Here is a 24,276-nt window from a genome sequence, read left to right on the forward strand (position 1 = left end):
ATGATGGTCGCCCCGCGTGACGTCGAGGACTCCATCGTCCGCATCACCCAGCTCGCCCGCGCCGCGGGCATCCACCTGGTGATCGCCACCCAGCGTCCCTCGGTCGACGTGGTCACCGGCCTGATCAAGGCCAACGTGCCCTCCCGGCTCGCCTTCGCCACCTCCTCGCTGACCGACTCCCGCGTCATCCTCGACCGGCCAGGTGCCGAGAAGCTCGTCGGCCAAGGCGACGCACTGTTCCTGCCGATGGGTGCCTCCGAACCGAGCCGGCTGCAAAACGCCTTCGTCTCCGACAAGGAGATCGAGGCGATCGTGACGCACTGCAAGAAGCAGATCAGCCCCGGACAGTCGCCCATCTTCGTCCCCGACCGGGGCGTGAAACAGCCCGCAGAGGAGATCGGCGACGACCTCGACCTGCTCGTCCAGGCGGCCGAGCTGATCGTGACCACCCAGTTCGGCTCGACCTCGATGCTCCAGCGCAAGCTGCGGGTCGGCTTCGCCAAGGCGGGACGCCTGATGGACCTGCTGGAGAGCAGGAACGTCGTCGGGCCGAGCGAGGGGTCGAAGGCACGCGAGGTGATGGTCAAGCCCGACGAGCTTCCCGGCCTTCTGGCGGACCTGCGAAGCGGTGTGACCTCGTGATCGACTACCCGCCCTGCGACGGCACCGGAGACGACAAGACCTGGTAACCGGCGGGCTGTCACCGGCCCGCCGTACGCTCACCCCACCCCTGAAAGGACCACCCCATGACGTGGACCACCGCCACAGCCACCCGACCAGGCACAGTCACCCCCAGCGGCGACGCCGCCGCCGTCGTCCACCAGGCTGACGGCACCGTAGCCGCCGCCCTGATCGACGGCATCGGCCACTCCAACGAGGTGGCCGAGGAGGCCACACTCCTCGCCCGGGTGGCCGCCCGCGCCGCCGCTCGGCACCGCGGTCCCCTGGCCGGCCTGCTCACCGCCACCGACCAGATCACCGAACCCCGCGCCGACGACGAGCCCGACCCGGACGCCGTCGCCGTAGTAGCGACCGTGGAGGCAGGCGACGATCGGGTCCGCATCGCCTGGGTGGGCGACTGCCGCGCCTACGCCCTGATCGATGGGCAGCTGCAGCACCTCACAGTTGACCACAACCTGGCCGAGCAGCTGAGGATGTGCGGCTACGACGGCGAGATCACCCAGCGGGCCGCGCAGTGGGTCACCACCACCGTGGCCACCGCTGCCGTGTCCACGGTGGCACAGGCGTGGGTTGAGGCTCCCCTACTCGTTCTTCTCACAAGCGACGGCGTCCACGACCAGGTCGAACCCGCGACGCTGGAAGCACTGGTGCGCGAGCACGCCGACACCCCTCAGGCCCTGGCTGACGCCCTCGTCGTCGCCGCCCAGCCCGACAAGGACGGCTACCGGGACGACGCCACCGTGGTGGTCCTCAGACACGGCCTGGCGGCTGAACTTCCGGCTTCCCAGCGGCAGGAGACCGTCATCATGCCCGCAGATCAGATGGGAGTCGGCCGCCTCATCGACGGCGCCGGCCGGGTGACTGAGCTATGGACAGACAGCCAGATCGGCATACCGTCACCCGGGTGCCGTCAGGCATGGGGGTGGATCACGAACGGCGACCCCCGAGTAGGGCGAGGCCAGCAGGTACGGCTGGAACTGCCCGACGGCACCGTGCTGCAGGGGCGTGGGACTGTGGAGGTGGCGCGGCGCCTCGGCCGCCGTCACCTCAAGGTCTACCTCTACGACTGACCGACACCACGGCGCCCCGTGATCGCCCTGCGCTCCGCCCGGCCACCAGAAGCAGACAGAAACCTGACAAAAACCCAGGTAGCAGGGCGGGTCGCGCCCGCTTCCCCCACACTGGGACCACCATCGAACGCCCGCCCCGAGGAGGTAGCGATGACCACCCCGTACGACCCGGACGACGATCACGCGCCATCAGAAAAGCCCGCGCTACCCCCCGTCGAGGACCTCGACGTTGACGACCCGCTGGACTTCTACGACCCGTGACCAACGGTCTGCCACCCTGCCGACAGAACGCCCCCGTCCTCCGCGCCCACTGGAGGCGGGGGCGTCCTGCTGTCTACCTACGCACGATCACCCAGCCGCGCTGGCATGAGCGGCATAGATTCCAGCTCAGCACAAATCGCGAGGTTGTGACTCCAACCTTCTGTGCCCGCTGACGTGAATGCTCCTCATTCACCCCTGCCTGGCACACCCGATCATCTACCCTCATCGCGGGCGGGAATCCAAATCGGCGTCGCAATCGCAAGAGGAGTGCTTGTGGCCAATGATGGGCTTCCGCGCGTTCTAAATCAGCGGAAGGCAAAGAAGCTGCTGGAAGCGGCTGGGTGGGTTGAGACCCTGGGCGGGAAACATACAGTCAAGATGGAGAAAGACGGCCACCGACCGATCACCCTCCCCATGCACGGTGGGCGGGACTACTCGCCCTCGCTCACGGATGCGATACTCCGACAGGCAGGACTGAAGGGACGGTGAAGCTCCACATGACGCCAGCCATGGACGAACACACCGAGACCTACACCATCCAGGTCCACGAGGAGGACGACAGCTACTGGGCGGAGGTCGAAGAGCTTCCCGGCTGCTTCGCATCAGGCGACAGCATCGAAGAGCTGTGGTCGAACCTCTCTGAGGCGATCGGCCTGTACCTGTCGAGTGACACCGTGCGCGTGGAAGTCGAGCTTCAGCAGTCCGAGTCCATCAAGGTCCACGCGCGAGAGCAGCGCTTCGCGATCTGCTCCTAAGACATTCCGGAGCCCCCGTCGACATCGGCGGGGGCTTCGTACTGTCCGCCTGCCCCGGCCTCCGCCCCGTACCCTGACCACAACAGCCCGAGGAGACGCCATGCCAATCAGCGACGCTCAACGCATCGAGCGCCGACGCCGCGACGAGATACACGACTGCGTAGTGCCCGGCTGCGGAACCCGCGCGGTCGAAGCCTTCATGGTCCGCGAGTACGGCCGTCTCGCGGGCCGAGACTGGAAACCCGGCGAAATGATCGACCTGTGTGGGGCGCACAGCCACGACGTCCGACAAGCCGAGCACCTGCCCCATGACCAGATCGCCGAATGGCTACGGCCGGACCTGAAACCCGACCCCACCACCGTGATGGACACCCTGGATGGGCTGCTGTGAGCGACGACGTCATCACCTGGCACGGCAGCGACGACGCCATGGTGTGGACCGCCGAACCGCCGAGACTCCCCGACCCTGCGGTGATCGCCGCCGCGTTCGCCGAAGCATTCCGTCCTGGCCTGGAAGCGGCATCCACAGCCGCCGAACAGCTCGGCAGACGTGTGCAGGACATGCGGGTGGCCCTGCGCTCCCCGATTGGGCAGCTCATTCAGATGCGCGAGATCAACTGACGCTCCGCCTGCGCACGATCACCCGGCCGCGCCACCATGAACGGCATGGACCCCGAACTCGGCGCCATGACCGCCGCCACCACCCGCCTCGACCACGACGCCGCACGGGCCCGGCTCTGCCTCGCCGGCGGCGGGACACAGGAGGAGGCGGAGGCCATCATGCGGGTGCCCGCGCTGCGCGAGCAGCAACCGCGCAGAAAGATCAAAATTCACGCGCAGTCAGACATCCACGATCGCCCATAGCCACATGGCGAGCTGCATGCTCCACACGGCAAGATGCATCGGCACCGTGACCGCCACTCACCTCCGCTAGGTTGCCTCACCGCATCTGTGCGCCTACGACATCAGCTTTCTCACACCCGCCCACCTGCTCGCTTTGAGCTTCCTTTGGGGATAGCCTGCACTGTGTCACTTCACCCAAAGGAGCCTCAAACGATGGACATCGTTCTCCGCGCCCTTGAAGCCGTTGCTTCGGGCACGGCGGCGCGCAAGTGCGAGAGCGAGAAGCTGGACTTCAAGGAGGCCAAGCCTGATTTCAAGGAGGCATGCAGCGATTTGGCTGAAGCGGCAGTCTGCTTTGCCAACGCGAGCGGAGGCTTCGTCGTTGTGGGGGTTGTGGACTCCAAAGCGGGGCCTGAAGCTTTCGTAGGGTGTGAGCTCGACGCAGGAGTACTGCGGGGAAGGATTCATCAGCTCACGAGTCCGAACCTGCTGGTTGAGGTGAGTGCTCTTGACTTCGCGGGCGCAAGACTGTTGGTGATCAACGTCCCCGCAGGCTTGGACGTCTATTCCACAACAAAAGGGTACGCATACCAGCGAATCAATGATCAATGCATTCCAATGCGCCCACTCGACATCAGCCGTCTCACCGAAGAGCGACGCGGAATTGACTGGTCGGCAACATCAAGTGGACGCACAATTGAAGATATAGATCCGCTGGCACTTCGTTATTGTCGACGCCTACTACAGAATTCCTCGGACGTGAAACGCCAGTCTTACGGCCGCCTATCCGATATTGATCTCCTGCGCGCCCTGAAGGTCGTCACAGACGACGGCCTGCTGAACCGCGCTGGCGAGATCTTGCTCTGCGAGGAATCCACGTCCACCTCTCCAGAGCTCGCGGTTTATCAGCATCGCCGAACACAGGCCGGAGAAGCAGACGCGATTGTCCGCATGCAGTCCCCCATGGTACTGGCTTTCGAGGAAGTCTTGCAGTCTATTCGGGCAAGGCAGGGCATTACACCAGTAACCCTGGTCGACGGACAGCAAATCCAAATCGAAGACTATCCGTCCGCCGCCGTACGCGAGGCTATCGCCAACGCTTTCATACACGGGGATTGGCGCCTTCGCTCCCCCATCCAGATAGACCATTCTGTCGAGTACTTGCGCATAACGTCCCCCGGCCCACTGGTTAACGGAATCACGGTTAACAACATTTTGACCACAGGCTCTCGCGCCAGGTATCCCACCCTTGCCGCAGCCTTCCGTCTGCTAGGACTGGCGGAAGAGGTAGGCCAGGGAGTCGACCGCATGTACAGGGAGATGATCAAGTCGGGTCGCGATGCACCTGTCATCACAGAAGACCGCGACCAAGTGACAGTCGCGTTTCGTGGACAACCACCTAACACGAAGATTGCCCGCTTCCTAGCGACACTTCCGACCGAAGAGCAGGAGGACACTGATGCTCTTCTGATAATCCGGACCCTCTGTCGTAAACGCACAGTCGACGCCCATGAGATTGCCCCCATCATCCAACGCTCCGCCGACGAGGCGCAGGCAAGCCTGCTGCGGCTATCGACCAGCCCGGTGGATATCCTTGAGCCCACACGGGGCACAACGCGCCGTACTTTTCCCTCGTACCGCCTACGCGGCGAGGTGGTCGCTCGACTTGGGGCCGCTGTTTCCTACCACAGTAGGGCGATCGATGAAATTGATCGGAAAGTTATCGAGCACATCCGGGACTACGGAGAGGTGAACAGCCGCACCATCCAACGACTTTTCGATGTGGACGTTTATCCAGCGCGAGACATACTACGAGATCTCGTGGGTCGCGAGCTCATTACCCGGATCTCCGAACAGACAAGGGGGACCGCTGTCCGATATGGTCCGGGCCCAGCCTTTCCCGCGAAGAAGACTCGACCAAAAGCAGCCCGTAAGGCGAAAGAGTTGCCTCCGAACGACGATCTGCTGTTTTAGATGCACGATCGCCCATGACCACAGGGTATGGCGGCTCGCTGGCGACATCGAGCGGGCAGGCGTTGGCTTACGCGCCAGCGGCCTGCCGCAGCGCCTTCTGCGCGGCGTACCGGTCCCCCGCGTCCTTCCACCACGGGTGCCGGTTCAGCGCCTCCAACGCCTGCAACCGAGCCTCCCGCACCTGAGCCAGTTCCTCGCGCTGCTCGTCGGTCATGGCCCCCTCAAGGACCTCCTGGGCCGACGGCAGCGCGTCGGTGACCTCCTGCACCCGGGCGTCCGCCGCCCAGTAGGTACGCTGCGCGCCGAGCAGGTCGGGCGGGAACTCGTCGTCGGCCATGGTGCATCTCCCCGGATGGTGCGTGGTACGGCGGCGATCCTACGGCCCACCCCCAGTGGCAAAGCTCTGGGCCCCCGGCAGGCCAGGTAAAGATCAGGCGGTACGGCCGTGTGTATCAACGGGCGGCAGCGCCTGCACACGTTCCAGCAGGTCCCTTACCGCCGCGGTATCGACGCCATCGACCTCGGCCGCCAGAGCGCACAACCGGACATGGGACGTCGAGCGCAGCCGGTCAGCGGGAATCCGCTCCAGCACCTCCAGTGCCCGGGCGGCGGCGTCACCCGCCCGAACGGGCGCCTCGGCCCGGGCGAGCACGAGCACCGCGGCGGCCCAGCCCGGGGTGTACGGAACACACGCGCCAGCCGACGCCTCCGCCCGGGCGATCGCCCGCGCCTGGCGGCCGAGCGCCAGCCATGCGTCAGCCTCGTGCAGCGCCAACTCGGCATCGTCGAACCCGAACCGGCCCGGCGCCCCGCCAGAAGCAGCATCGAACGCCGCCACGGCCTGCGCGAACGCCTGCTCCGCCTCCTGGGCCCGGCCGAGCTGGGCGAGCGTGGGCAGCATCGCCCACGCCAGCAGCTGCGCCCTCACCAACGGTCCCGAAGCGTGCACCAGCCCCGCTTCGGCAGCGGCCAAGGCGCCGGCCAGATCACCGCGGGCCCGGGCCACCATGCTCTGCGCGCCGTGACCCCACGCCGTCAGCCGGGCCTCCCCGACGCGTTCCCCGAGAGAGGTCGCCACAGCCAGGTGGGCGCGAGCACCGGCGTGGTCATCGAGGTGAAATGCCAGGTTGCCCAGCAGCGCCGACAACCATCCGGCGGCCCGGCGTAGCCCAGCGCCGACGGCGACGTCGGCCGGAGTGGATAGGGCGTCGACGAGCAGGGCGCGGACGGCGTGCACCTCGTCGAACAACGTTGCGGGGGCGTGGCGGGAGTAGGTCAGGGCGTAGTGCTCGACGGCCGCCTCGGCGAGCTCCACCACCGCCGTGCTGCCGTGGGGTGCGTCCAGCAGGGCCAGGCGCAGCGACTCGCGGAGGGCGGGCAGTCCACTGGCTGTGGTCATGAGCTCTACTCCTGACAGCAGGACCGGCACCCACCCAGCGTGGGCCCCGGCCTGACCGTACCCAGCGCCTCCGCCCCCGCACATGCACCGACGCGCCAGACCTAGCTCCTGCACGCTCGTCCGGTAGGCGCGGGCCAGCATGACGGCATACTCCGGGCCTGGCCGGCCGGGGCCGTGCTCCCACCGGCACAGCATCGCCTCCGACAGGCTGGGAGGTTTCAGCCCGTCAGCGAGGTACAGGTCAGCGACCTGGCCGACGGCCTGGGCGCGGGACCAGCCGAGCGCCAGCCGCCAGGCCTCCAGCGCCGACACTTCCGGGAAGATGCTGCGCAGGGCGGTGACGATCCGCGCCGGCGGGAAGCCGTCGCGCTGGCCGCGGGCGCGGATACCCATCGCCTCGCGTTGGATCTGTGCCCGCCTTGACCTGGTGATCTGCCCCATGAGGGTGCACCTCCGCGTGGTGTCCACGCCGACAGGTGCACCGTAACGGAAGCACTACTTACCGTGCAGGACATGCGGTTGTGATTGACACCGGCCATCAATGACCAGCCACTACACCGGCAATGACGCCGACGCCTCGCCGCAGCCACTGTGGAAGCGCGAGCCCCCGCCGAAAGGGGGCCAGGACCGTCACGGAGGATCGAATGACCATCACCGTCGACCGCCCCACCGCCAGCCCGCGCACCCTCATCGCGCCCGAGCTGTTCGACCGGCTCACCACGCGGATCCGCATCGACCACCCCGAGCACGCCGACATCGCCGAGCCCATCATGGAGCAGGCGCTCGCGTTCTTGGCCACCTGCGCCGCCAACCCCGGCGCCGCCCTCGGCCCCAGCGACCTGGTCGACATCGGGTGGCACACGCTGATCCTCTACACCGCCGACTACGCCGACTTCTGCGACCGGGTCGCGGGCCGCTTCATCCACCACACCCCCGACGACATCCCCGGAGAAGCCGGGACCAGCCCCAGCCTGGCGGCTACGATCGAGGCCATGACCGCGGCCGGCTACCGCGTCGACCCGGCCCTATGGCCGAAGGGGGCCGAATGCACCAGCAAGTGCAATCAATGCCACGCGGGCTGCTATGACAGCCCGAAGAAGCTGGGCTGACCTGCCCGGGCAGGCCCACGAGGCGATCCAGGAGCAGATCGGTGCCGTCACCGGTGTCCGGTCAGCGCCGATCGGCCTGACCTCCGGCGTCGCCGCCACCATCACCACCCAGGGGGCCGTCTTCTTCGTGAAGGCGGCCCCCGCCCGCGCGCCAGTCGCCCACCATCTACTGAGCGAGCGCGCCGCCAACCACGCCCTGCCCGCGGACCTCCCGGCGCCGCGCCTGCTGTGGACGGCGGATGTCGCTGGCTGGCATGTCCTCCTCTTCGAGCACGTCCCCGGCCGCCCCGCCGACCTCGCCCCGCACTCACCCGATCTGCCCGCTGTACTGGACGCCGTCGCCGCCCTCGGGGTGCCGTGCTCGTGGCCCGCCCCGCCCGTGGCCGGCAAGATCCGCGGACTCCTCCGCGTAGCCGAGGAGCAGGTGGCCGCCTCACCCGCAGACACCGCCTACGAGCCGCTCATCAAGGCCCTGAACCTCGACGACTTCAGCGGGACCACGCTGCTGCACGCGGACCTTCACGCCGACAACCTTCTCGCCTACGGCGAACAGGTGCGGATCGTCGACTGGTCGATGGCCAGCATGGGCGCCGCCTGGGTCGACGTCGCCCTGCTGATCCCCCGCCTGATCGACGCTGGCCACACACCCGCCCAGGCAGAGCAGGCCGCCGATCGAGTGCCCGCCTGGAGCACGGCGCCGCCAGACGCGGTCACCTCGCTGGCCACCGTTCGAGGCCTGTTCTCAGCGCGCATGGCTGAGATCGGGCCCGCGTCTCTGCAGGTGAAACGGCTCCAGACTGCCGCAGCCTGCCGGGCATGGGTGGAGTACCGCACCACCTGAGCCCGGACACGACGAAAGCCCCGCCGCCCTCCGCAAGGAGGACGACGGGGCGCTCGCGTGTTTGGGTCGCACGGCTGGCTGACGCTCGATGGTTTTCGTGCGAAATGATGGAGTGTGCGGAACCGGTTGCGGACCGTGAGTAAAGGGCTGTTGAGTGTGTCCCAGCAGACTCCGGCACCCGGACCCGCATGCGACGACGCATCCCTCCTGCGTCAGCGCGCTCATGCGCAAAAGGACCGAAGTCGACGTGGCTCGCTGCAGAATCCTCCACTGCGCGCATCAGGAGGTCTGCGCGAGCCTTTCTCCATGTCTGGGGAGTCAACCAACACAGGAAGGAAGCAACGCCATGACAGCACCGGCCGATCCGCCGGCCCCCGAGGGCGCGGACCGCTCCCCGCCTCCCTCGCCCGAGTCGGAGGCCCTCACCTGGGTGGGGGAGGTGGCGCGGATGGTCCAGCACACCGTGGAAAGTAACGCTCGAACCATCCGCGCGTGCATCCTAATCGCGGTTGCAGCCGCGGCCTGGGCCATCTTCCGATGACCCCGATGCACCCGTGACACGAGGCCCCAGAGTATGGCGGTAACACCGTTCAGGCGCCCGGTTTAGCAAGATCCCGGACAGTCTGTGATGGAAAATGCCGCTTCATTTCTGGGGCCTTCACACCCGATACACCCTGCCCCGACACCCGGCTAGCCGAAACCTTCAGCCGACCAAAAGCGTGGGGTCCCAGTTGTGAGTCCGCACGTCCAGGACCCCACACTCCCGAGCGTAGCAATGGCCTCTTCGCCGCACGCTTACGGAGTAGTCGACGGCGCCGGGCTCGCCGTGGGAGCCGGTACACCGAGCCGGCACTTCAACCGCGGGTAGCCCTTCAAGGTGCCGTCCCACGAGCACAGGGACTGCGCGCCCTGCAGGTCCAGGACGAACGTGTCGAGCCCCTTGCCGTCGACACCGTCCTTGCCGGGCGCTCCATCCTTACCCGCCGGGCCGGGCTCCCCCTTGACTCCAGGCAGGCCCCGAGGCCCGCGAGGACCAACAGGCCCCTGAGAACCGACCGGGCCGACGTCACCCTTGAGTCCCTGTGGGCCGCGCTCCCCCTGCGGCCCTTGTGAGGCGATACCTCGCTCCCGCTCGTCCTCGTTAGTCAGACGGACCCGCTTCTCGGCCGCCTTGCACGCCTTCGTCGAGCTGACGAACCGCGGGACGCCGGACGTCTTGTTGACGCAGACGTCGTAGGCGTCAGGGCCGGCAGCGGAGGCGGTAGCCGTACCGCCGACGGCGAGGACCAGAGCAGCAGCCGCGAGGGCGGCAGCAGCCTTACGCAAGGACACTCCTAGATAGAGAAAGCGCCCTACCGGCCCAGATGGGCAGGTAGGGCGCTTAGTTGATTAGTTCAGTTCACCGGCACGGGGGGTTATCAAGCTCCCGTCCAGCCGCCCCGGATGGCAGACGTACCCACACTCGTGCGGGCCGCCCACGGTCAGACAGTCGCCGTTACAGCCGTGCCTGCAGTCGCTGAGATCGTCGGTAGGTGCGACCAACTCGCCCTCGGGCCGTAGCTCGCGGGCCAGTGCCCGTTTCTCCCGGAGGCGTTCCTGCTTCACTGACCGCGGCCCGTTGCAGCAGGAGCAGGGAACGCCGTACCAAACCTGGCGGCCGAGCATGCGAGCCATAGCGCCCCCATCACTGCTCCACAGCACCGATTACGGCCATAGCAAAAAGGTCTGTTTCGGCGGGAAGCCTGGCATTCCGGACCCCTCGGAGGTAACACCAAAGTAGTGCCCGTGAACGTGCCGGGAACGGGAGCTGAAGACCCCCTCACGTCAGCATGGTGACGATGAGGGGGTCTTCCTTAACCGTCGCTATACCGCCCCGGGGCGGGTCCGCAGTCTCCTGCGGCAGAGGCGGGAGGCTTAGCGTGGGGAGCCCATTCCCCCACGGGTTCGCGGGCCAGGTCTCGTGAGCAGCTTGCCTGCAGCCAAGCCGCCGTTGAGGGTCCTGCCGTCGGGCGACGACCGGTGATCACTCCGGCCGCTCCTCACCAGACGCGAGGTATGCCCCGATGCTACTGCCGATCAGGCCGCCAGATCGTACGCATTCTTCGGCCTTGACGTCTGCCGGATGAACACCGCGACCGCCAAACCAATGAACGTCATCAGCGATGCCGACTGCTCGGGAGTCGCGTCCCAGCCGAACGTCGTCGCCAGCGAAATCGCTGCCTGGGCGAAACCGAGAATCGCGGCCTTGATCGAGCCGCCATTGTCAATACTGCGGGTGGTGAACGCCACCCACACGCCGGCCGCAGCCAACACCGCAGCGTTGACCACAGCGATCTGAGCATCCGACCACGGCAACCAAAACGCGGCGGCGAGCTGGATGCCTGACGCGATAAGGCTCGCCCACAGAGCGGGCTCGCCAGTCAATTCCTGCTGGTCCACGATTACTGGCCCTCACCCGGCGTCGACGCGGCGTTCTCCTCGACGATGTCTCCGACCTCGAACTCGACCGTGGCAGCGCCGGCCGGGACGACGTCGACCACGAGGCGAGCGGTGAGCGGCTCCTGGCCCTCACCTTGCTGGACAGTGCCGGTCACCACGGACTCGCCGGGCGCACCGGAGATGACCCACCAGGTGCCGTCCTCGTCCTGGGTGAGGGAGACAACGTCAGGGTTGTCGACAGACAGCTGGAAGTCCGCGGCGGTCGGGTAGCCGGCGGCGTCCTTCGCGGTGACCTTGATACTGAACTTCTGACCGGTGTTGATCTGCATCTTGTCGCCTTTCTGCTGGGTGGTGCTGGATGGCAGGCCCGTTGCCTCATCGAGGACCGGGCCAGGAACGAGTGAGATGTGAGCGGCGCCGAGCACGTACGCGGCGAGCTGGTCCGCCAGAGCGCGGATGTCTTTCTGCGCCTGGCGGGCGGTGTCGTCTCGGGGTATGCCTGGCTGCAGCACCAGCGGACCGTGAAGGACCGCCGCGGCATGCAGGGCTGTTCGCCGCGCCTCGAACGCGCGGTCGGGTGAGGGCATGGGCGACCTCCAGGAAGTGGGTAGGCGCCCGGATGCGGGCATGAAATAGCCCCGACCGTGCAGGTCAGGGGCTATGTGAAAAAGCGCTGATAATATCGGCGGTTTCGCAACACCAAGATCACTCAGGTGATGGGCTCGGTCCATGCGGCAGCCCAGGTCTTCGCATCCACGATGCCCGTGGCCGGGAGCCCCTTCTCGCACTGGAACTTCTTGCAGATCTCCTGGTCGGCGGGCCCGTACCAGCCGTCCACGGTGATGTTCCAACCGCGTTTGCGCATCTGCCTCTGCCAGACACGGACGTCCGTGCCCTTGGTTGTTGGAGGAGTCGAGAGCGGGCGGGTCCACTTGGGCACCACGATCTCGTCGTCGCCGTCGTCCTCACCGGACAGAACGTCCTTCACCATGGAGAGGAACACGTCCCAGGGGAAGCCGACGCCCGGGTCACCGTGATCGGACCGTTTGTACACGGCCGACACATCCATGTGGCTGGTGAAGCCCTTCTTACCTGCCTTCAGTTCGGCTCTGGACAGATGCCGGATCGGGATCTTGTACAGCTTCGCCCACCCGGCAGCGACCGCCGCGGCCTGCCTCAACACGTCCTTCGAGTACGCGTCAAGCCAGTCGTCTCGCCTCTGCCGCGCGAAGCCTGCCAGCTCCATCTGAAGGCCATCGGCGTTGGCTCCTGGCGCCGCCCAAGCGGTATCGCAGTCCTTCACGCATCGCACCACGCTGTCGTTGTCGACACACACGTGGGCGGACGCTTCACGCCCCATCGTGGCGAACATCCTCGCGCAATCCTCTGCCGTGGTGCCCTTCTCGGCCCACTCCATGCTGTGCATGACGATCAGCCGGATCGACGCGATCCGCCCCTCATGGAAATGGCGGGCTTGCATCATTCTCATGGGGAGCTCCCTCCGTGGATGATGTGTTCTGCGGGCTCCAGTCCGGCGGCCAACAACTGCTGCCGAAGGTTCGTGATCACCCGCTCCATGTACGCGATACGGGAGCTCATCTCGTTCAGCTCCCGCTGCGCCCGATACAGCTGGTCGCGCACTTCCTGCGACGACGTCCGCTCCGCCAAAAGCTTCTGCGAGATCATGTCGACCTGCTCCTGCGTGCGCTCGTACTGGGTGCGGATCCGCTCCAGCTCTTCACGCAGTTCGGTGATCGCGTGGTCGTAAATCTCCTTGGCTCGCCCAAACGCCTCCGACTCCACCCGGGCCCGTTCCGCCGCCGCGGCCTGCTCGGCGACCCGCTCGTTCGACTGCGCCGTGACTTTGTTGGCTTTCACCGATGCCCGGCCGGCCAGCACTCCTGTCGCTACCGCACTGATCAGTGCGAGTACCGCCACCACGATCGCGACCGTGTCGCCGGCCGCCCAAGCTCCGGGATTGGTCAGTAGCAGTGGGACGTGAGCGTTCAGGGGGCACCACCAGTCGAAGTCGAGGAAACAGCGGGTTGATCAGGAACTTTGGCAAGAATGTGCACGACGCGGGCGAACGCCAGCCAGATGATCACCGACCACCAGGCTTGCGGCACACCCCACGCCCAAGCGGCGCCGTTAGCGAGCGCCCAGCTGACTTTCAGGGACGAGGCGGCGGCGAACGCCCAGCCGTCCCGGCACTGAAACGCCTGCACCAGACACAGGACGCCGACAACACCCCAGGCCGCGCCCCATACAGGCAACGGCAGCAACGAGGAGAGGAACTGGCTGGTGGGAGAGGCTGCAGTATCTGGGGATGGCCAGCACAGGCGGACACACTGGCAGACGTCGAGCAAGGCGAGAGCGAGAAGGAATTCTCCGCGGATGCCGATTCGGTGCCGCAGGTGGCGCATCCAGGCAGGTCGCATTAGGTGGCTCCAGAGCAGGCGGCATGGGCTACAGAGACGGCGAAAGACTGGTCAGGGGCAGGGAGGCTTAGGTGGAGATGATCCCTGCGTTCCGCAGGGACGTCAGCAGCGCGAGGAACTGGGTGCTGACCGAGTCGAGGGTGTTGACGATCTCCTGGATCTGCGCCTGCGTGTAGCTCGCCGGCGGGTTGTGTAACACCACGGCCGGGTTGGCAACCGCCGTCCCCTGAGGCGGGATGATGCCTCGCACCACGCCAGAGGACGTCTTGACGCGGAATTCACCTCCGGAGGCGTAGATATGCACACCAGAGAGCGGAGCAGGCGGCTCGGTCCGGTTCGGCATGAACCACCCGGCGGATGCCTCGGTGATCGGCACACGCTGCTGGCCGGTACCGAACGCCTCAGCGATCTGCCGTTTCATCGTGCCGATCTCCGCCAGAATGTCGTCGCGATACTCAGGCATCAGCCTCCTCCTCCAGCGTCAGCGTGCATTCCTCCTGGCCGGAGCCCTTCGCGGGCGGCTTGAAGGCCATTCCGACGACGCGCCACGATTTCGAGAACGACGCGACACCGTTCGTAATCGGCCACCAAGGGTTGACCAGCATGACCGTCACCCAGTCGCCCAAGTTGCCTGGCCCGAACGTCGTGGCCGCCGGCAGCCGAACAGTGACCTCGTGTACGCGGACGGCGCCCGAACGGCGCGATGCCCACCATGTGGCGTACCGGGTCAGCGCGTCCCCATCGGACAAGCCTGACTGGTCGGCGGTGACATCAATGCCGGGCCAGCCAGCGGTGAGATGCGCCTGAGCCAAGACCACTTCAGAGACCAGCGGCTCACTCGACGTGCTCGCATCGGCGTTGTTCGCCTGGCCGCGGACCTGGAAGGTGGTGCCGCCTCGTAGCGCGTCGATGTCTTCTGACCAAGACAGGACGTTGCCGGGCTCGGTGAACACGTGCGCGGAGGTGGTGCCGAGCGTGGGGTAGCCCCACACCCAGTACCGGCTGCGTGTGCCGTCGTCATTATCGATCGTCTGAACAGCCCACTCGAACCCGTCGTCGGCACTCGCCAGTTCGGCAAGGCGGTCACCGTAGGTGCTGGCCTCCGAGGCGAGGTATTCAACCGAGGCTGTAGCGCTGGATGCCCCGCCCTGCAGGATCAGCCCGATGTCGTAGCGGGGCGTCGCCTGCATGGTTGTCAGCAGGCCCCGAGCGATGTCGAGCTGGTCGACGCCGTCGTAGGACAGGTCCGTGCGGATCTTGACCTGCTTCAGGTAGGACTCCAGGGACGCGCCCTCGATCCGGACCTGGATCGGCTCGCTACGCCCCGAACGGCTGACCGAGGCCCGCCAAATGACGTAGCTCCCCCATATGACGCCGTTGCGGTAGACATGCGCGATCGTCCTGCCGGGCCCTGTGGACAGGTCGTCGGGGTGGCGGGGGACGATGCGGGCGACCTTCACTGCGGTCGCCTCATCGACGATCTTCAAGGTCGCCGAGAACGTTCCGGCCTCGATGATCCGCCGGTCATAGGACACCTCGTACAGGTCGAGGTCCTTGCAGATCAGAGCATCCGTCAGCAGGTCGCAGAACTCGTAGACATAGTGAACGACACGCTCACTCGACGGGATCGCGGGGATCGTCGGCGGCGGCGATGTCGGAGGAGGCGGCTCTCCCCCAGGCCCGCCACCCGAGGGCGGCGGCACCAGAATCGTGACGCCGTTCCACACATTCAGGCCCAGTGAGGTGAGGAACTCGGCCGCGCCGACCGGTGCGTTATTGGTTAGGCCTCGTGCGACCAGCGCGCCTGTGGCGTGAGTGCGGGACTGCAGTGTGGTGATCTCGTCGTACTCGCCCGGCGTGAACCACGTGATGGCCGTCGAGGCGAACCGCACGCCGGCGGCCCACCGCAGCTCCAGGCACCCAATCGCAGGCGGGGTGGCCGCGGGCGTCATGATGGAGATCGTCTGTGACTGCCGGCTGATGTTCTCGATCACCAGGCCGGTGGTGGCGCCGCTGATGGCCACCATGACGGCCACACCGTCGGCTGTGGCGCCCTGGCTGATCGTGTAGGTGTCGGGATCGCCAGCAGTGACGATCTTCTGCCAGACCTTCGTGCCGGCCCAGTTGCCGACCGAACCGCCCGCAGTACCGGCGACCTGCCAGCTCCCCGAGACCTGCATGTCGGCCAAGGTCCCGTTGTCCGCCGAGTGGATCAGCAGCAGTAGATCGCCAGTCGCAGCAGCTTCAGGGCGGCCGATGGTGGATGACGGCCCGTCGAACACCACGGTGGAGACAGAGCGGATGGTGGGTGCCACATCGGCCTCCCCTCGGGTAGGTCGATGCAGCTACAGGGGTTACAGGTAGGCGCTACGGAACTGGATCTCGATACCGCCAGTTCCGCCGGACGTCACGGTGTAGGAAATGGTGTTGGTGCCTGCGGCCAGCACCCATTCCTCAACCGGCACCGCCAGCTGCGACAGCGTGTCCATGGCATCCTCACCATCGAGGAGCACGGTGCCCTTGTTGGTGTCGACGTCGAGCATCTGACCGCTGGGGACATTGACGTTGAATCGCAGGATCCGGCCGAGGCTGGTGTTCTCGATCACCGGGTTGGCGACCGGGCCGAAGATTTTGATTCTGGGCGAGGTCGATACGTCGCCGTCATTGGTGCAGTTGGCTGCACCGCCTGGGCTGACGGTGACGGATTGCTGCTGAAGGTCGTAGCGCCGCGGGTCGGAGCAGACCCACCGCACATTCACCGCGGTCCAGCCCTGCGTATACAGGGCCGTCGGCATCACCCGGGCCTGAGCTTTGGCGTAGGCCAGCAGCGTCTCCCCGCGGGTGCGGATCGTCAGTGTCTGCTCGGAACCATCCTCACTGACTCCGAAAGCGCGGCGGAAGTTCCTCATGGCCAGCACGAACGCTGTGGAATCCAATGGTCCGTCGATCGCGATAGTCGCCGACACCGTACGTTCCTGCGCGTAGTCCCGGCCCGACCAGGAGCCATGACGGGCGGACCGTGGCGCGTTGCCAGAGTCCAGCTCCGGAAGGTCGTCCCAGCCTTCTACGCCAGGGTCGAGCACCTGGTAGACGTTGCCGAACCCGCCAAGTAGCAGTCGGCCCCATTCGACCTGACAGTCACCGGTGATGAGGTCGCCGGGCAGGATCGGCGTGGTGACCGTGATCTGAGGCCACTCGGCGACCGTCTCGAAGACGCCGAGAGCGAGGTTGACGTCTTGGCGGACGAGCAGGGACGGCCACTCCGCGACCGTCTCGAAGACGCTGAGGGGGATTGTGATGCCCGGCGTGAAGATCGACAGGGCAGGCCACTCGGCGACCGTCTCGAAGACGTCCAGCGGGGCGTGTGCATCGAAGAACCTTGGTTGCCTGACGACGACTGGCCGATTGGGGTGACCACGCCCGATACGAGCCACGCGCTCTCCCCCTTACCAGCGAGATGCGCGGATGGCTGCCTGAGACATGACAACCGGTGCCCTCGGCGCCGGAGAGATCGCCGACGCCACATCAACCGTGAAGCCGTGGCGATACGACACCGAAGACGACGTGGCGAAGTTCAACGAGCCGGTCGCGGCCGACGACGTCAATACCTTGGTTGCCAAGCTGACGGTGGGGTATTCGCCCGCTGTGATGTCGACCTGCTTGGTGTAGGTCGCTGGAGGCGTCCACCCGGGTATGTCCAAGCCCAGCGCAGACGCTGCCCCCCACCGCAGTTCGAGATCGTCACTACCGGTCGGTGTTCCCGACGGAGTCGGCACGGTCGTGTCAGCCACGTCGTTACCGGTCTGCGCCACTACGGGCGTCGAAGTGCCGGCTCCCTGAAGCGCGGCAATCGCGATGCACGCATAGCTAATACTCGACCAGGTGAACCCGTAGGTGGCGGGCTCCGAAGACCCGGCGATCTTCCACCAGATCTTCGTTTTGAGATCCGCGTCCGTACCAGACGCGCGGGAGGCAAGCAGCTGCCAGGTCGTTCCACCGGTCGGCGTGCCGATTTGGGCCAGCGTGCCAAGGTCAGCGCTTTGAAACGCCAGCAGGAGATCTCCTGCTGCGGTGCCTGTGGGCTTTGCGCAGGTGTCCGCCCCTTCTGCAATGGACGCGTTGGAGGAGACCGCGCGTAGTGATACCGCCATCAGACCCGCTCGAACCAGACGGTGGCGCGCACATTGACCGTGGCGGGGGCAGTGCAGCGGACGACGAAACCCTCTCCCAAGGCGGAGTCGGGCGACTCACCCAACGGATAGTCGTAGAAGATGGTGCCGCCGTTCGGGGTGAGGAGCAGCTCCTCCAGCGGCGTGAGCACCGTCGGCTCGGTGGTCCAGCCCTTCGCCGCGCTGAAACCGGTGGACGCGTGGCGCCCGTATGCCTGGTCAATGGTGGTGCTCGTACTGTTCGTACCGGGAGCGTTAGTGGCGAACGTCGCCAAACAGACCTCGACAAGCACGGGAACCGCGGAGGCGCTCACACCATCGAAGGACACCCGCCACTTTTTGAGATCAACGCCATGATTGGCGGTGGTGGCGCCCGACTTGACGCCGATGATGGACTTCGCGGTCGCCGCCGACAGGGAAACCGCACCCTCCGTCGAGGTAACGTAGCCACTTTTAGCCATGCGCCACTACTCCGTTTCGAGGCATAAAAAAAGCCCCACCGGGTCGGCGGAGCAGAAAAGAACGGCGGGCGCTTGCTAGGAGCTCACTAGCCCTTGGCGCCATACACCGTCCGAATGGAACGTGATCTCGAACAGGCCGCCTTGCGTGGCGTACGGTTGCCCAAAGTTGCGCAGCAGAACACACCGGTTCGATAAGCCGGTTGCGTAGATGAGGCCACCCTGAGCGCCAGTGATAGTGGAGTCCGCCCAGCTCACCGTGCCCAACTTCCAGCCCGCCTTACCTGGCGTCGATACCAGCTCGGCGAACGACGTGACCGAGAGCGTCGCCCCACCGGCGGAATAACCAGTTCCGGAGACTTCGTTCGCATCCCACGGCGACGACCCGTAAGCGGGGTTCGTTTGCGAAAAGTTCGGCACCACCGAGTTGGTGAACATTGCGATTTTGAAGCCGGACGCCGACGACAAATCCAGCGCAATCGTGTTCGCCAGTGCTTTGACGAATGTGTCCACGAACCAGCCATCACTGACTGCCATCGGCGCCCCTCAGTCCGAGATTGATGCGTACGTCACGACGGCCGTCGAAATGCTCGGTGGTGTCGTGGCCGAGCTGGTCGCGGGTCCGCTGCCATCGCACGCCGTCATCGCGCTGGCCCTGGGTGCGCTGGTCGTGAGTGGCGTATGTCCACCCCTCCGGGCGGGTTTGGATGTGTTTGTCCCTCAAATATGCGCCGTACGACGGCCACTGGGACGGGTCATACTCGGGCACGCCGAAGCCGCCTCCTATCACGTCAAAGGTTGGAAATCAGGCCCCTCGGCTACCGATCGCCCCAATACGCCACGAGCCAGGTACAAGCCATGGCACACTGCCGACGGTCGGGGGACGTCACACGCCACACACGAGAAAGAGGCCAGATGCGTGCGAACGGCTACCTAGGCGGCTATGTCGAGTTCGACGGCCAGTTCGTCACCATCGCACACCGCGGAGCCACCCGGCTTCTTGTAGGCAGCGGAGCCAAACGGGTCCACGTCAGCGAGGTCACCGCGGTCAGGATCAAACGCGCTGGCCGGCTGTTCAACGGCTACATTCGCTTCACTGTCCCCGGCTCGCTAGGGCGATCCCGCCCCCAGAAGGGGTACGAGTCCGCCACGGATGAGAACACGGTCGTATACACCCGCTCTCACCAGTAAGAGTTCGATGCCCTAGCCGCAGCAATCGAACAGGCCAAAGTGGCGTTTCATTCGCCACAGCCGCAGCCACAGTTTCAACAGCCTGATGTAGCCGGGCAGCTGAGCGCCTTGTGGCAGCTTGTACAGCAAGGCGCGATGACCATCCAGGAGTTCGAGATGCAAAAGATGCGTCTCCTCGGCGGCGGGCAGCCGCCCTATCCACCGCCCCCTCAGGGGTGGGGACAGGGCGCACTACCCCCGCGACCGTAGACCGGTACCCATGACGAACCGCAGTTCCTTGGCCACCGCGTAGGGCGACTGGTCCGCCTTGGCAATCCAGTCGCCTTCGATGTTGACCAGAGCTCCATCGCTGCCTCGCGTACCACCGCCCTGCTGAATGGACTGCCACTGCCGGTCCGTCAACACCGGCTCGGGCCTGCCGGTGCCGTTGTGCACCAGCGACGTGCCCGGCATCAAATAGCCACCGTTGTCGTACTGCGGGCGCCCGATCAGCTGAGCGGCGCGGGCCGGCACCTCCCGGACAAACGCCCCGGTGTAAGGCGCCTCGATGATTTTCCCGCCACCCGAGTACATCCACACATGGCCCGGGTGCGGGAACCCCAGGTCACCCGGTACCGGTTTGGCGACCGGCTTGACCCACTGCATCTGGTCTTGGCTAACTCGCGGCACCCCTTCCACACCGGCGGCCTGCAGAGCCCGCATAACGAGACCTGAACAGTCGAAGGCGTCGGGGCCCGTGCCACCCCACAGGTACGGTTTGCCGAGCTGAGCCCGCTCGAAGGCAATGGCCTTGGCAGCCTTCGGCCCTCCGACTGCGTCCTCCTTGCCGCCAATGAACTTGATCGTTTCCGCGATCAACTTGCGGGGAACGCCGACGAGCATCTTTCCCCATGGGCTGTTGCCCATCGCGGCCTGCGCCTGATCCAGCAACGGGTTGAGGAGCTTCTCCGCCCCTATTTTCAAGCCTCCAGCCAGCACGTCCTTGATGTTGCCGACGATGCCGCCCTCAGCGAACCCGCCGGCGAATCCGCCTCCAGGGTCACCCGCAACGCCGAGGAATCGCGCTACGCCGGCTACTCCACCAGAGCGGGCTGCGGCGTTCGCGCCATGGACGTAGCGCTCGCCAACGGCCCGTGTCCACTCTGGCCGCATGATGGCCTCGCCACCGGACACCGCAGCCATGGCGACATCACGGCCCGGCGTGTACCCGGGCATGATGCCACCGGTAGCCAGCTGCGGAATCTCGTTGAGCTTCATGTCCTTCAAGCCCAGCGCATCCGCAACGGCGTTCCAGACCTTGACGATGCCTCCGTTGTAGACGGTGCCAATAACGAAGTTCACCGGTGTCTTGGCAGCCGCCTGAATCTTCTCCCAGGCCGTCTTGATCAGGCCAACGCCCTTGTCAAAGGCATTCGGAATCGTCTCGGTAACGAAGGTTTTCAGGGATTCAAACACCGGCTTGACGACCTTCGTCCAAACGCCGTCGATTGCCTCGCCGATGCTTTTCCAGGCAGGCTTGATCACGTTCTCGTAGAACCACGAGATCTTCGGTGCCAGCGTTTCGACGATGAACCTGCGCACAGCCTCCAGGGCAGGCTGGATCACGTTCGTCCAAGCGGCCTTGATGAAGTCGCCGATACCCTTCCACGCAGGCTTGACGATGTTCTCCCACAGCCACGTGATCTTGGGGGCCAGGGTCTGGGTGATGAACGTCCAGATCGCCTTCAAGGCAGGCAGAATAATCGTTTCCCAGGCCGTCTTGATTATCGACGAGATGCCCCTCCAGGCCGGGACAATGATCGTGTTCCACAGCCAAGAGAAGATCGGCCCCAGCGTGTTCTGAATGAAGTTCCACAGCGCCGTCAGGGCAGGCTTGATGACATTTTCCCAGGCTGCAGAGACTGCGGTCTTGATGCCGGTCCAGGCCGCCATAACAATGGTGCGGAACGTCTCACTGTTGTTCCAGGCGTAGATCAGCCCGGCGACCAGCAGCCCGATCGCCGTGATGATCAAACCGATGGGGTTGGCCGACAGGACCAGGTTGAGGACCCGCTGAGCTGCGGCCCACGCCAAAGTGGCGACCTTCACGACGCCTTGCGCCGTCGCCGTTGCCAGCATCCGAGCACGAGCAATACCGGCTTGCAGAGCGACCCGCCCGTACTCCAACGCGACTTTGCCCAGCCCGACAGCCGCCGTGGCAGCCGTACGCGCCGCAGTGACGACCGCACTGCCTGCGGCTTTCGCTGCCGACGCGGCCCTGCCCGCCGCGGTCTGGATACCTGACCACACCGCAGAGGCACCCTTAGCGGTCGCTGCCCCAGCAGTTCTCGCAGCGGTGGCGATTGCCGAGCCTGAAGCCTTGGCGACCGAGGCAGCCTTCGAAGCCGCAGTTCGGATACCCGACCAGACAGCGGTGCCGGCCTTGCCGGCCCCAGAGCTGATGCCCTTGACCGCGCTGGCGATACCAGTGGCGGCGCCCTTGACGAGCTTGGCGCTGCCCTGAGCGGCGATGCTCAGCCCGGACCAGACCTTCTTTGCCCCGCCGACCACGGTGGACACCGTCTCGATGCCCTTTTTGACCCCGTCGACAGCGGTCGTGACGACCTTCCAGCCCTTGAAGGCCGCCCAGATGCCGGCGATCGCCAGAGCTATGCCCTGGATCTGGCTGGGGCTGAGGCTGGCGAGCCAGTTGGTGACGGAGACCAGCACGTCCAGGATGCCGCCGCCCGCCGAGGGCGCCCCCTGCAGGAGCTTGCCGATGACCGTGGCGATATTCGTGACAACCTGGATGATCTTGGGTGCGTTGGTCTGGACATACTCGATGAAAGACTTGAAGCCTTCGGATTTGCCGAGGCTCTTGCCCCATGTCGCAAAAGCCGCGGTCGCGTTCTTGATGCCACCGGTCACGGTGCCGGTGAACGGCAAGAACGCCTTGATCACCCCAGCTACACCAGTGACGATGTTCAGGAAGGACTTGCCGAGATTCGACACCGCGATCGGCGCCTGCGTGCCGAGCTCGTCGAAGAAGCCGGTCCAGAACTTGCCCTGCAGTGCCTTGGTGGCCTGCGTCAACAGCCCGCCCAGGGACTTCGACACTCCCGTCACCAGCGGCGACAGCTTCGGCAGGACAGCTTGGACGAGCTTCAGTCCCTTGGCTAGGGTCGGCAGAACCGCCGGTTCCAGGTTCTTCTGCCAGCTGGTGTAGGCCTTGTCGAAGGCCTGCCACTGCTTCATCAGTTTCTGCGCCGCAGGTGACAGCTCGCCCATCTTCTGTGCGAGCGTCGACTGGGCCGAGGAAACCTTGCCCGACGCGGCGGCTTGCTGGGCAGATGCCGCCGCCTGCTGCAGCTGCATGAGCTTCAGCTGACGTTCGGCTTCCTGTACCCGCTTGTCCGCCTGAGCGATCTTGTCCTTTGCAGCGACGACCTGAGTCGATCCCTCAATACCTGCCTTGTCAGCGGTCTTCTGCTCCTTTTGGAGCTGCTTGTTCCGGGATGAGGCGTCCTTGGCTCGCTGCTCCGCCTGACGGACACTGAGCTCAGCCCGCTGCAACTCCAGGTCGGTGACCTTCGAGCCAGGCTTCTGCGACTCAGCTTGGAGTTTCGCCAGGCGGTCGCGGGCCTCCTCGACCGCGAGGGTCGCATCCTCCTCGTCGAGTGCGGCGTTCGCCACTGTCCGCGACAGTTCCTCAGCCGCCCGCTTGGCTTCCTGCCGGGCCCGGGTCAGGTCCTCCTCTGCGGTGCGGGCATTGCGCTTGGCTTCGACAACGCGCTCCTCGGCTGCGGCGAGGTTGATCGCCTGGATTTGTGCCTGCTGAGCTGCCCCTGCCGCCCCGCTCGTCGCGGTCTGCGCTGACTTCGTGGCGGCTTCCTGCGCCTTCAGCGCCTCGCTGATCCGGCCCACCGACGGCACCGCCACAGCAGCCAACCCGGCGAATCCAGCCCCGGCAGCGACCAGAGCACCCCCCAGGGCGCCCGCCCCCAGTGCGGCCGTGGTCGCTGCGGGAACCGCCGCCAGCGCCACCGTGACCGATGCGATCGCAGTGATCGCCCCGGACACATCCACATCCACCCGCGCCCGAGCAACCTGTCCGTCCACCCGGGACAAGCCCGCGTCGACCTCAGCGATCTCCGCCAAAGCAGAAGCGATATCGACCCGAAGGTCAGCCGTCACAGCTTCGCCGTCGATCGCCGACAGCTCCTGGCGGATCGCCGCCAGCTCCGCCTCGGCAGCCGCGGCATCAATGTCGATACCGACGGTCTTCTTCGACAGTTCCTCCAGCCGGCCGCGCAGCTCCTGAACCTGCGCCTGTGCCGCCGAGGTGTCGGCGTTGACTTCGACCTTCGGAAGCGCCTTCAGCGCCCCCTCGACCTGACCGCGGAACGCCTTCGCGAACGCCCCACCGGCAGCAGCCCCGTCCCTGGGGGCCTGCTGACGCTGCTTTTGCGTCTGTTCCCTCAGTGGCTCAAAGACGCCTTTCAGAGAGTCACTGATGCCCCGCTGAATGTCCTTGCCGATCGTCTGACCGAGGTCATACACACCGGGAAGAAGCTGCTTCTTCAGGTCGGTGATGAACCCCTTGGCGCTGGGCACCACGGGGACGATGACATCGCCAGCGGTGAACTCGGCCACGACTCACCTGCCCGTC

Annotated in this window: 28 protein-coding genes; 11 read left to right on the forward strand and 17 right to left on the reverse strand. The window is 65.9% G+C overall.

All coding sequences use genetic code 11. The features are described 5' to 3' along the window. The 8 genes from AB0N02_RS42615 to AB0N02_RS42650 form a co-directional block, all read left to right on the forward strand. The coding region (locus AB0N02_RS42615) for a DNA translocase FtsK (protein ID WP_363959661.1) at positions 1 to 642 on the forward strand (642 nt) is incomplete at its 5' end. A gap of 104 nt (positions 643 to 746) precedes the next feature. Further along, positions 747 to 1,751: a SpoIIE family protein phosphatase gene (locus AB0N02_RS42620; RefSeq protein WP_363959664.1), complete on the forward strand. Its 1,005-nt coding sequence runs from the start codon at positions 747 to 749 to the stop codon at positions 1,749 to 1,751. A 534-nt stretch (positions 1,752 to 2,285) separates the two neighbouring features. Beyond that, positions 2,286 to 2,501 carry a type II toxin-antitoxin system HicA family toxin gene (locus tag AB0N02_RS42625; RefSeq protein WP_363959667.1) on the forward strand — a complete coding sequence of 72 codons (216 nt, stop codon included), beginning with the start codon at positions 2,286 to 2,288 and terminating at the stop codon, positions 2,499 to 2,501. 20 nt (positions 2,502 to 2,521) lie between these two features. Then, positions 2,522 to 2,767 (forward strand): type II toxin-antitoxin system HicB family antitoxin, encoded by a 246-nt coding sequence (locus AB0N02_RS42630; protein WP_363959670.1) that lies wholly within the window; start codon positions 2,522 to 2,524, stop codon positions 2,765 to 2,767. Positions 2,768 to 2,867: 100 nt separating this feature from the next. Then, positions 2,868 to 3,158: a hypothetical protein gene (locus AB0N02_RS42635; RefSeq protein WP_363959673.1), complete on the forward strand. Its 291-nt coding sequence runs from the start codon at positions 2,868 to 2,870 to the stop codon at positions 3,156 to 3,158. Beyond that, positions 3,155 to 3,388 (forward strand): hypothetical protein, encoded by a 234-nt coding sequence (locus AB0N02_RS42640; RefSeq protein WP_363959675.1) that lies wholly within the window; start codon positions 3,155 to 3,157, stop codon positions 3,386 to 3,388. Before AB0N02_RS42635 ends, AB0N02_RS42640 begins: the two co-directional genes overlap by 4 nt. Before the next feature lie 45 nt (positions 3,389 to 3,433). Continuing rightward, entirely contained in the window at positions 3,434 to 3,631 is a 198-nt protein-coding gene (locus AB0N02_RS42645; protein ID WP_363959678.1) for a hypothetical protein, read from the forward strand. Between the two features lie 192 nt (positions 3,632 to 3,823). Then, complete coding sequence (locus AB0N02_RS42650) at positions 3,824 to 5,584, forward strand: RNA-binding domain-containing protein (protein WP_363959680.1); 1,761 nt, start codon at positions 3,824 to 3,826, stop codon at positions 5,582 to 5,584. A 67-nt stretch (positions 5,585 to 5,651) separates the two neighbouring features. On the opposite strand, the gene AB0N02_RS42655 is transcribed toward AB0N02_RS42650, so the two are convergent. Both AB0N02_RS42655 and AB0N02_RS42660 read right to left on the reverse strand, forming a co-directional pair. Further along, complete coding sequence (locus AB0N02_RS42655; RefSeq protein ID WP_363959683.1) at positions 5,652 to 5,921, reverse strand: hypothetical protein; 270 nt, start codon at positions 5,919 to 5,921, stop codon at positions 5,652 to 5,654. A 93-nt stretch (positions 5,922 to 6,014) separates the two neighbouring features. Next, positions 6,015 to 7,424: a helix-turn-helix transcriptional regulator gene (locus tag AB0N02_RS42660; protein ID WP_363959686.1), complete on the reverse strand. Its 1,410-nt coding sequence runs from the start codon at positions 7,422 to 7,424 to the stop codon at positions 6,015 to 6,017. A 203-nt stretch (positions 7,425 to 7,627) separates the two neighbouring features. On the opposite strand from AB0N02_RS42660, the gene AB0N02_RS42665 reads away from it, so the two are divergent. Then, positions 7,628 to 8,092 carry a hypothetical protein gene (locus AB0N02_RS42665; RefSeq protein ID WP_363959689.1) on the forward strand — a complete coding sequence of 155 codons (465 nt, stop codon included), beginning with the start codon at positions 7,628 to 7,630 and terminating at the stop codon, positions 8,090 to 8,092. Beyond that, positions 8,067 to 8,933: an aminoglycoside phosphotransferase family protein gene (locus AB0N02_RS42670; RefSeq protein WP_363959692.1), complete on the forward strand. Its 867-nt coding sequence runs from the start codon at positions 8,067 to 8,069 to the stop codon at positions 8,931 to 8,933. Before AB0N02_RS42665 ends, AB0N02_RS42670 begins: the two co-directional genes overlap by 26 nt. Before the next feature lie 795 nt (positions 8,934 to 9,728). Here AB0N02_RS42670 and AB0N02_RS42675 read toward each other — a convergent pair. The 13 genes from AB0N02_RS42675 to AB0N02_RS42735 all read right to left on the reverse strand — a co-directional run bounded on the left by AB0N02_RS42675 (position 9,729) and on the right by AB0N02_RS42735 (position 19,206). Beyond that, a complete protein-coding gene (locus tag AB0N02_RS42675; protein ID WP_363959695.1) occupies positions 9,729 to 10,259 on the reverse strand; it encodes a hypothetical protein in 531 nt (176 codons plus the stop codon). A gap of 750 nt (positions 10,260 to 11,009) precedes the next feature. After that, entirely contained in the window at positions 11,010 to 11,372 is a 363-nt protein-coding gene (locus tag AB0N02_RS42680) for a hypothetical protein (RefSeq protein WP_363959698.1), read from the reverse strand. A gap of 2 nt (positions 11,373 to 11,374) precedes the next feature. Beyond that, the gene (locus AB0N02_RS42685; RefSeq protein ID WP_363959701.1) at positions 11,375 to 11,959 is read right to left on the reverse strand and encodes a hypothetical protein; all 585 of its coding nucleotides are present in this window, start codon (positions 11,957 to 11,959) and stop codon (positions 11,375 to 11,377) included. A gap of 122 nt (positions 11,960 to 12,081) precedes the next feature. Continuing rightward, on the reverse strand, positions 12,082 to 12,861 hold the full coding sequence (locus tag AB0N02_RS42690) for a peptidoglycan-binding domain-containing protein (RefSeq protein WP_363959704.1): 780 nt from the start codon (positions 12,859 to 12,861) through the stop codon (positions 12,082 to 12,084). After that, entirely contained in the window at positions 12,858 to 13,313 is a 456-nt protein-coding gene (locus AB0N02_RS42695) for a hypothetical protein (protein WP_363959707.1), read from the reverse strand. The genes AB0N02_RS42690 and AB0N02_RS42695 overlap by 4 nt, the downstream gene beginning before the upstream one ends. A 65-nt stretch (positions 13,314 to 13,378) precedes the next feature. After that, positions 13,379 to 13,810, reverse strand: a complete 432-nt coding sequence (locus tag AB0N02_RS42700) for a hypothetical protein (RefSeq protein WP_363959710.1) — start codon at positions 13,808 to 13,810, stop codon at positions 13,379 to 13,381. A 67-nt stretch (positions 13,811 to 13,877) separates the two neighbouring features. Continuing rightward, positions 13,878 to 14,273: a hypothetical protein gene (locus AB0N02_RS42705; protein WP_363959713.1), complete on the reverse strand. Its 396-nt coding sequence runs from the start codon at positions 14,271 to 14,273 to the stop codon at positions 13,878 to 13,880. After that, a complete protein-coding gene (locus AB0N02_RS42710) occupies positions 14,266 to 16,125 on the reverse strand; it encodes a hypothetical protein (protein ID WP_363959716.1) in 1,860 nt (619 codons plus the stop codon). Before AB0N02_RS42710 ends, AB0N02_RS42705 begins: the two co-directional genes overlap by 8 nt. 39 nt (positions 16,126 to 16,164) lie before the next feature. Next, positions 16,165 to 17,244, reverse strand: coding sequence for a hypothetical protein (locus AB0N02_RS42715; RefSeq protein WP_363959719.1), 1,080 nt, complete (start codon positions 17,242 to 17,244; stop codon positions 16,165 to 16,167). Positions 17,245 to 17,256: 12 nt separating this feature from the next. After that, complete coding sequence (locus tag AB0N02_RS42720; RefSeq protein WP_363959722.1) at positions 17,257 to 17,961, reverse strand: hypothetical protein; 705 nt, start codon at positions 17,959 to 17,961, stop codon at positions 17,257 to 17,259. After that, positions 17,961 to 18,440 carry a hypothetical protein gene (locus AB0N02_RS42725; RefSeq protein WP_363959724.1) on the reverse strand — a complete coding sequence of 160 codons (480 nt, stop codon included), beginning with the start codon at positions 18,438 to 18,440 and terminating at the stop codon, positions 17,961 to 17,963. Before AB0N02_RS42725 ends, AB0N02_RS42720 begins: the two co-directional genes overlap by 1 nt. A 75-nt stretch (positions 18,441 to 18,515) precedes the next feature. Then, positions 18,516 to 18,974, reverse strand: coding sequence for a hypothetical protein (locus tag AB0N02_RS42730; RefSeq protein ID WP_363959727.1), 459 nt, complete (start codon positions 18,972 to 18,974; stop codon positions 18,516 to 18,518). Continuing rightward, positions 18,961 to 19,206, reverse strand: coding sequence for a hypothetical protein (locus AB0N02_RS42735; RefSeq protein ID WP_363959729.1), 246 nt, complete (start codon positions 19,204 to 19,206; stop codon positions 18,961 to 18,963). The genes AB0N02_RS42730 and AB0N02_RS42735 overlap by 14 nt, the downstream gene beginning before the upstream one ends. A gap of 146 nt (positions 19,207 to 19,352) precedes the next feature. On the opposite strand from AB0N02_RS42735, the gene AB0N02_RS42740 reads away from it, so the two are divergent. Next, on the forward strand, positions 19,353 to 19,628 hold the full coding sequence (locus AB0N02_RS42740) for a DUF4429 domain-containing protein (protein ID WP_363959732.1): 276 nt from the start codon (positions 19,353 to 19,355) through the stop codon (positions 19,626 to 19,628). 12 nt (positions 19,629 to 19,640) lie between these two features. On the opposite strand, the gene AB0N02_RS42745 is transcribed toward AB0N02_RS42740, so the two are convergent. Together AB0N02_RS42745 and AB0N02_RS42750 are read right to left on the reverse strand one after the other, a co-directional pair. Beyond that, positions 19,641 to 19,790, reverse strand: coding sequence for a hypothetical protein (locus AB0N02_RS42745; protein ID WP_363959735.1), 150 nt, complete (start codon positions 19,788 to 19,790; stop codon positions 19,641 to 19,643). Between the two features lie 69 nt (positions 19,791 to 19,859). After that, complete coding sequence (locus AB0N02_RS42750) at positions 19,860 to 24,260, reverse strand: NlpC/P60 family protein (protein WP_363959738.1); 4,401 nt, start codon at positions 24,258 to 24,260, stop codon at positions 19,860 to 19,862. Positions 24,261 to 24,276 lie beyond the last annotated feature (16 nt).

The organism is Streptosporangium sp. NPDC051022, from assembly GCF_040683035.1.
Classification (GTDB): Bacteria; Actinomycetota; Actinomycetes; order Streptosporangiales; family Streptosporangiaceae; genus Streptosporangium.

What these genes read in the sequence shown, in the direction of transcription:
- AB0N02_RS42620 (WP_363959664.1), top strand. Translation starts at nt 747, where the DNA reads ATGACGTGGACCACCGCCACAGCCACCCGACCAGGCACAGTCACCCCC.
- AB0N02_RS42630 (WP_363959670.1), top strand. Translation starts at nt 2,522, where the DNA reads ATGGACGAACACACCGAGACCTACACCATCCAGGTCCACGAGGAGGAC.
- AB0N02_RS42635 (WP_363959673.1), top strand. Translation starts at nt 2,868, where the DNA reads ATGCCAATCAGCGACGCTCAACGCATCGAGCGCCGACGCCGCGACGAG.
- AB0N02_RS42645 (WP_363959678.1), top strand. Translation starts at nt 3,434, where the DNA reads ATGGACCCCGAACTCGGCGCCATGACCGCCGCCACCACCCGCCTCGAC.
- AB0N02_RS42650 (WP_363959680.1), top strand. Translation starts at nt 3,824, where the DNA reads ATGGACATCGTTCTCCGCGCCCTTGAAGCCGTTGCTTCGGGCACGGCG.
- AB0N02_RS42655 (WP_363959683.1), bottom strand. Translation starts at nt 5,921, where the DNA reads ATGGCCGACGACGAGTTCCCGCCCGACCTGCTCGGCGCGCAGCGTACC.
- AB0N02_RS42660 (WP_363959686.1), bottom strand. Translation starts at nt 7,424, where the DNA reads ATGGGGCAGATCACCAGGTCAAGGCGGGCACAGATCCAACGCGAGGCG.
- AB0N02_RS42665 (WP_363959689.1), top strand. Translation starts at nt 7,628, where the DNA reads ATGACCATCACCGTCGACCGCCCCACCGCCAGCCCGCGCACCCTCATC.
- AB0N02_RS42670 (WP_363959692.1), top strand. Translation starts at nt 8,067, where the DNA reads ATGACAGCCCGAAGAAGCTGGGCTGACCTGCCCGGGCAGGCCCACGAG.
- AB0N02_RS42685 (WP_363959701.1), bottom strand. Translation starts at nt 11,959, where the DNA reads ATGCCCTCACCCGACCGCGCGTTCGAGGCGCGGCGAACAGCCCTGCAT.
- AB0N02_RS42690 (WP_363959704.1), bottom strand. Translation starts at nt 12,861, where the DNA reads ATGAGAATGATGCAAGCCCGCCATTTCCATGAGGGGCGGATCGCGTCG.
- AB0N02_RS42700 (WP_363959710.1), bottom strand. Translation starts at nt 13,810, where the DNA reads ATGCGACCTGCCTGGATGCGCCACCTGCGGCACCGAATCGGCATCCGC.
- AB0N02_RS42705 (WP_363959713.1), bottom strand. Translation starts at nt 14,273, where the DNA reads ATGCCTGAGTATCGCGACGACATTCTGGCGGAGATCGGCACGATGAAA.
- AB0N02_RS42720 (WP_363959722.1), bottom strand. Translation starts at nt 17,961, where the DNA reads ATGGCGGTATCACTACGCGCGGTCTCCTCCAACGCGTCCATTGCAGAA.
- AB0N02_RS42725 (WP_363959724.1), bottom strand. Translation starts at nt 18,440, where the DNA reads ATGGCTAAAAGTGGCTACGTTACCTCGACGGAGGGTGCGGTTTCCCTG.
- AB0N02_RS42730 (WP_363959727.1), bottom strand. Translation starts at nt 18,974, where the DNA reads ATGGCAGTCAGTGATGGCTGGTTCGTGGACACATTCGTCAAAGCACTG.
- AB0N02_RS42740 (WP_363959732.1), top strand. Translation starts at nt 19,353, where the DNA reads ATGCGTGCGAACGGCTACCTAGGCGGCTATGTCGAGTTCGACGGCCAG.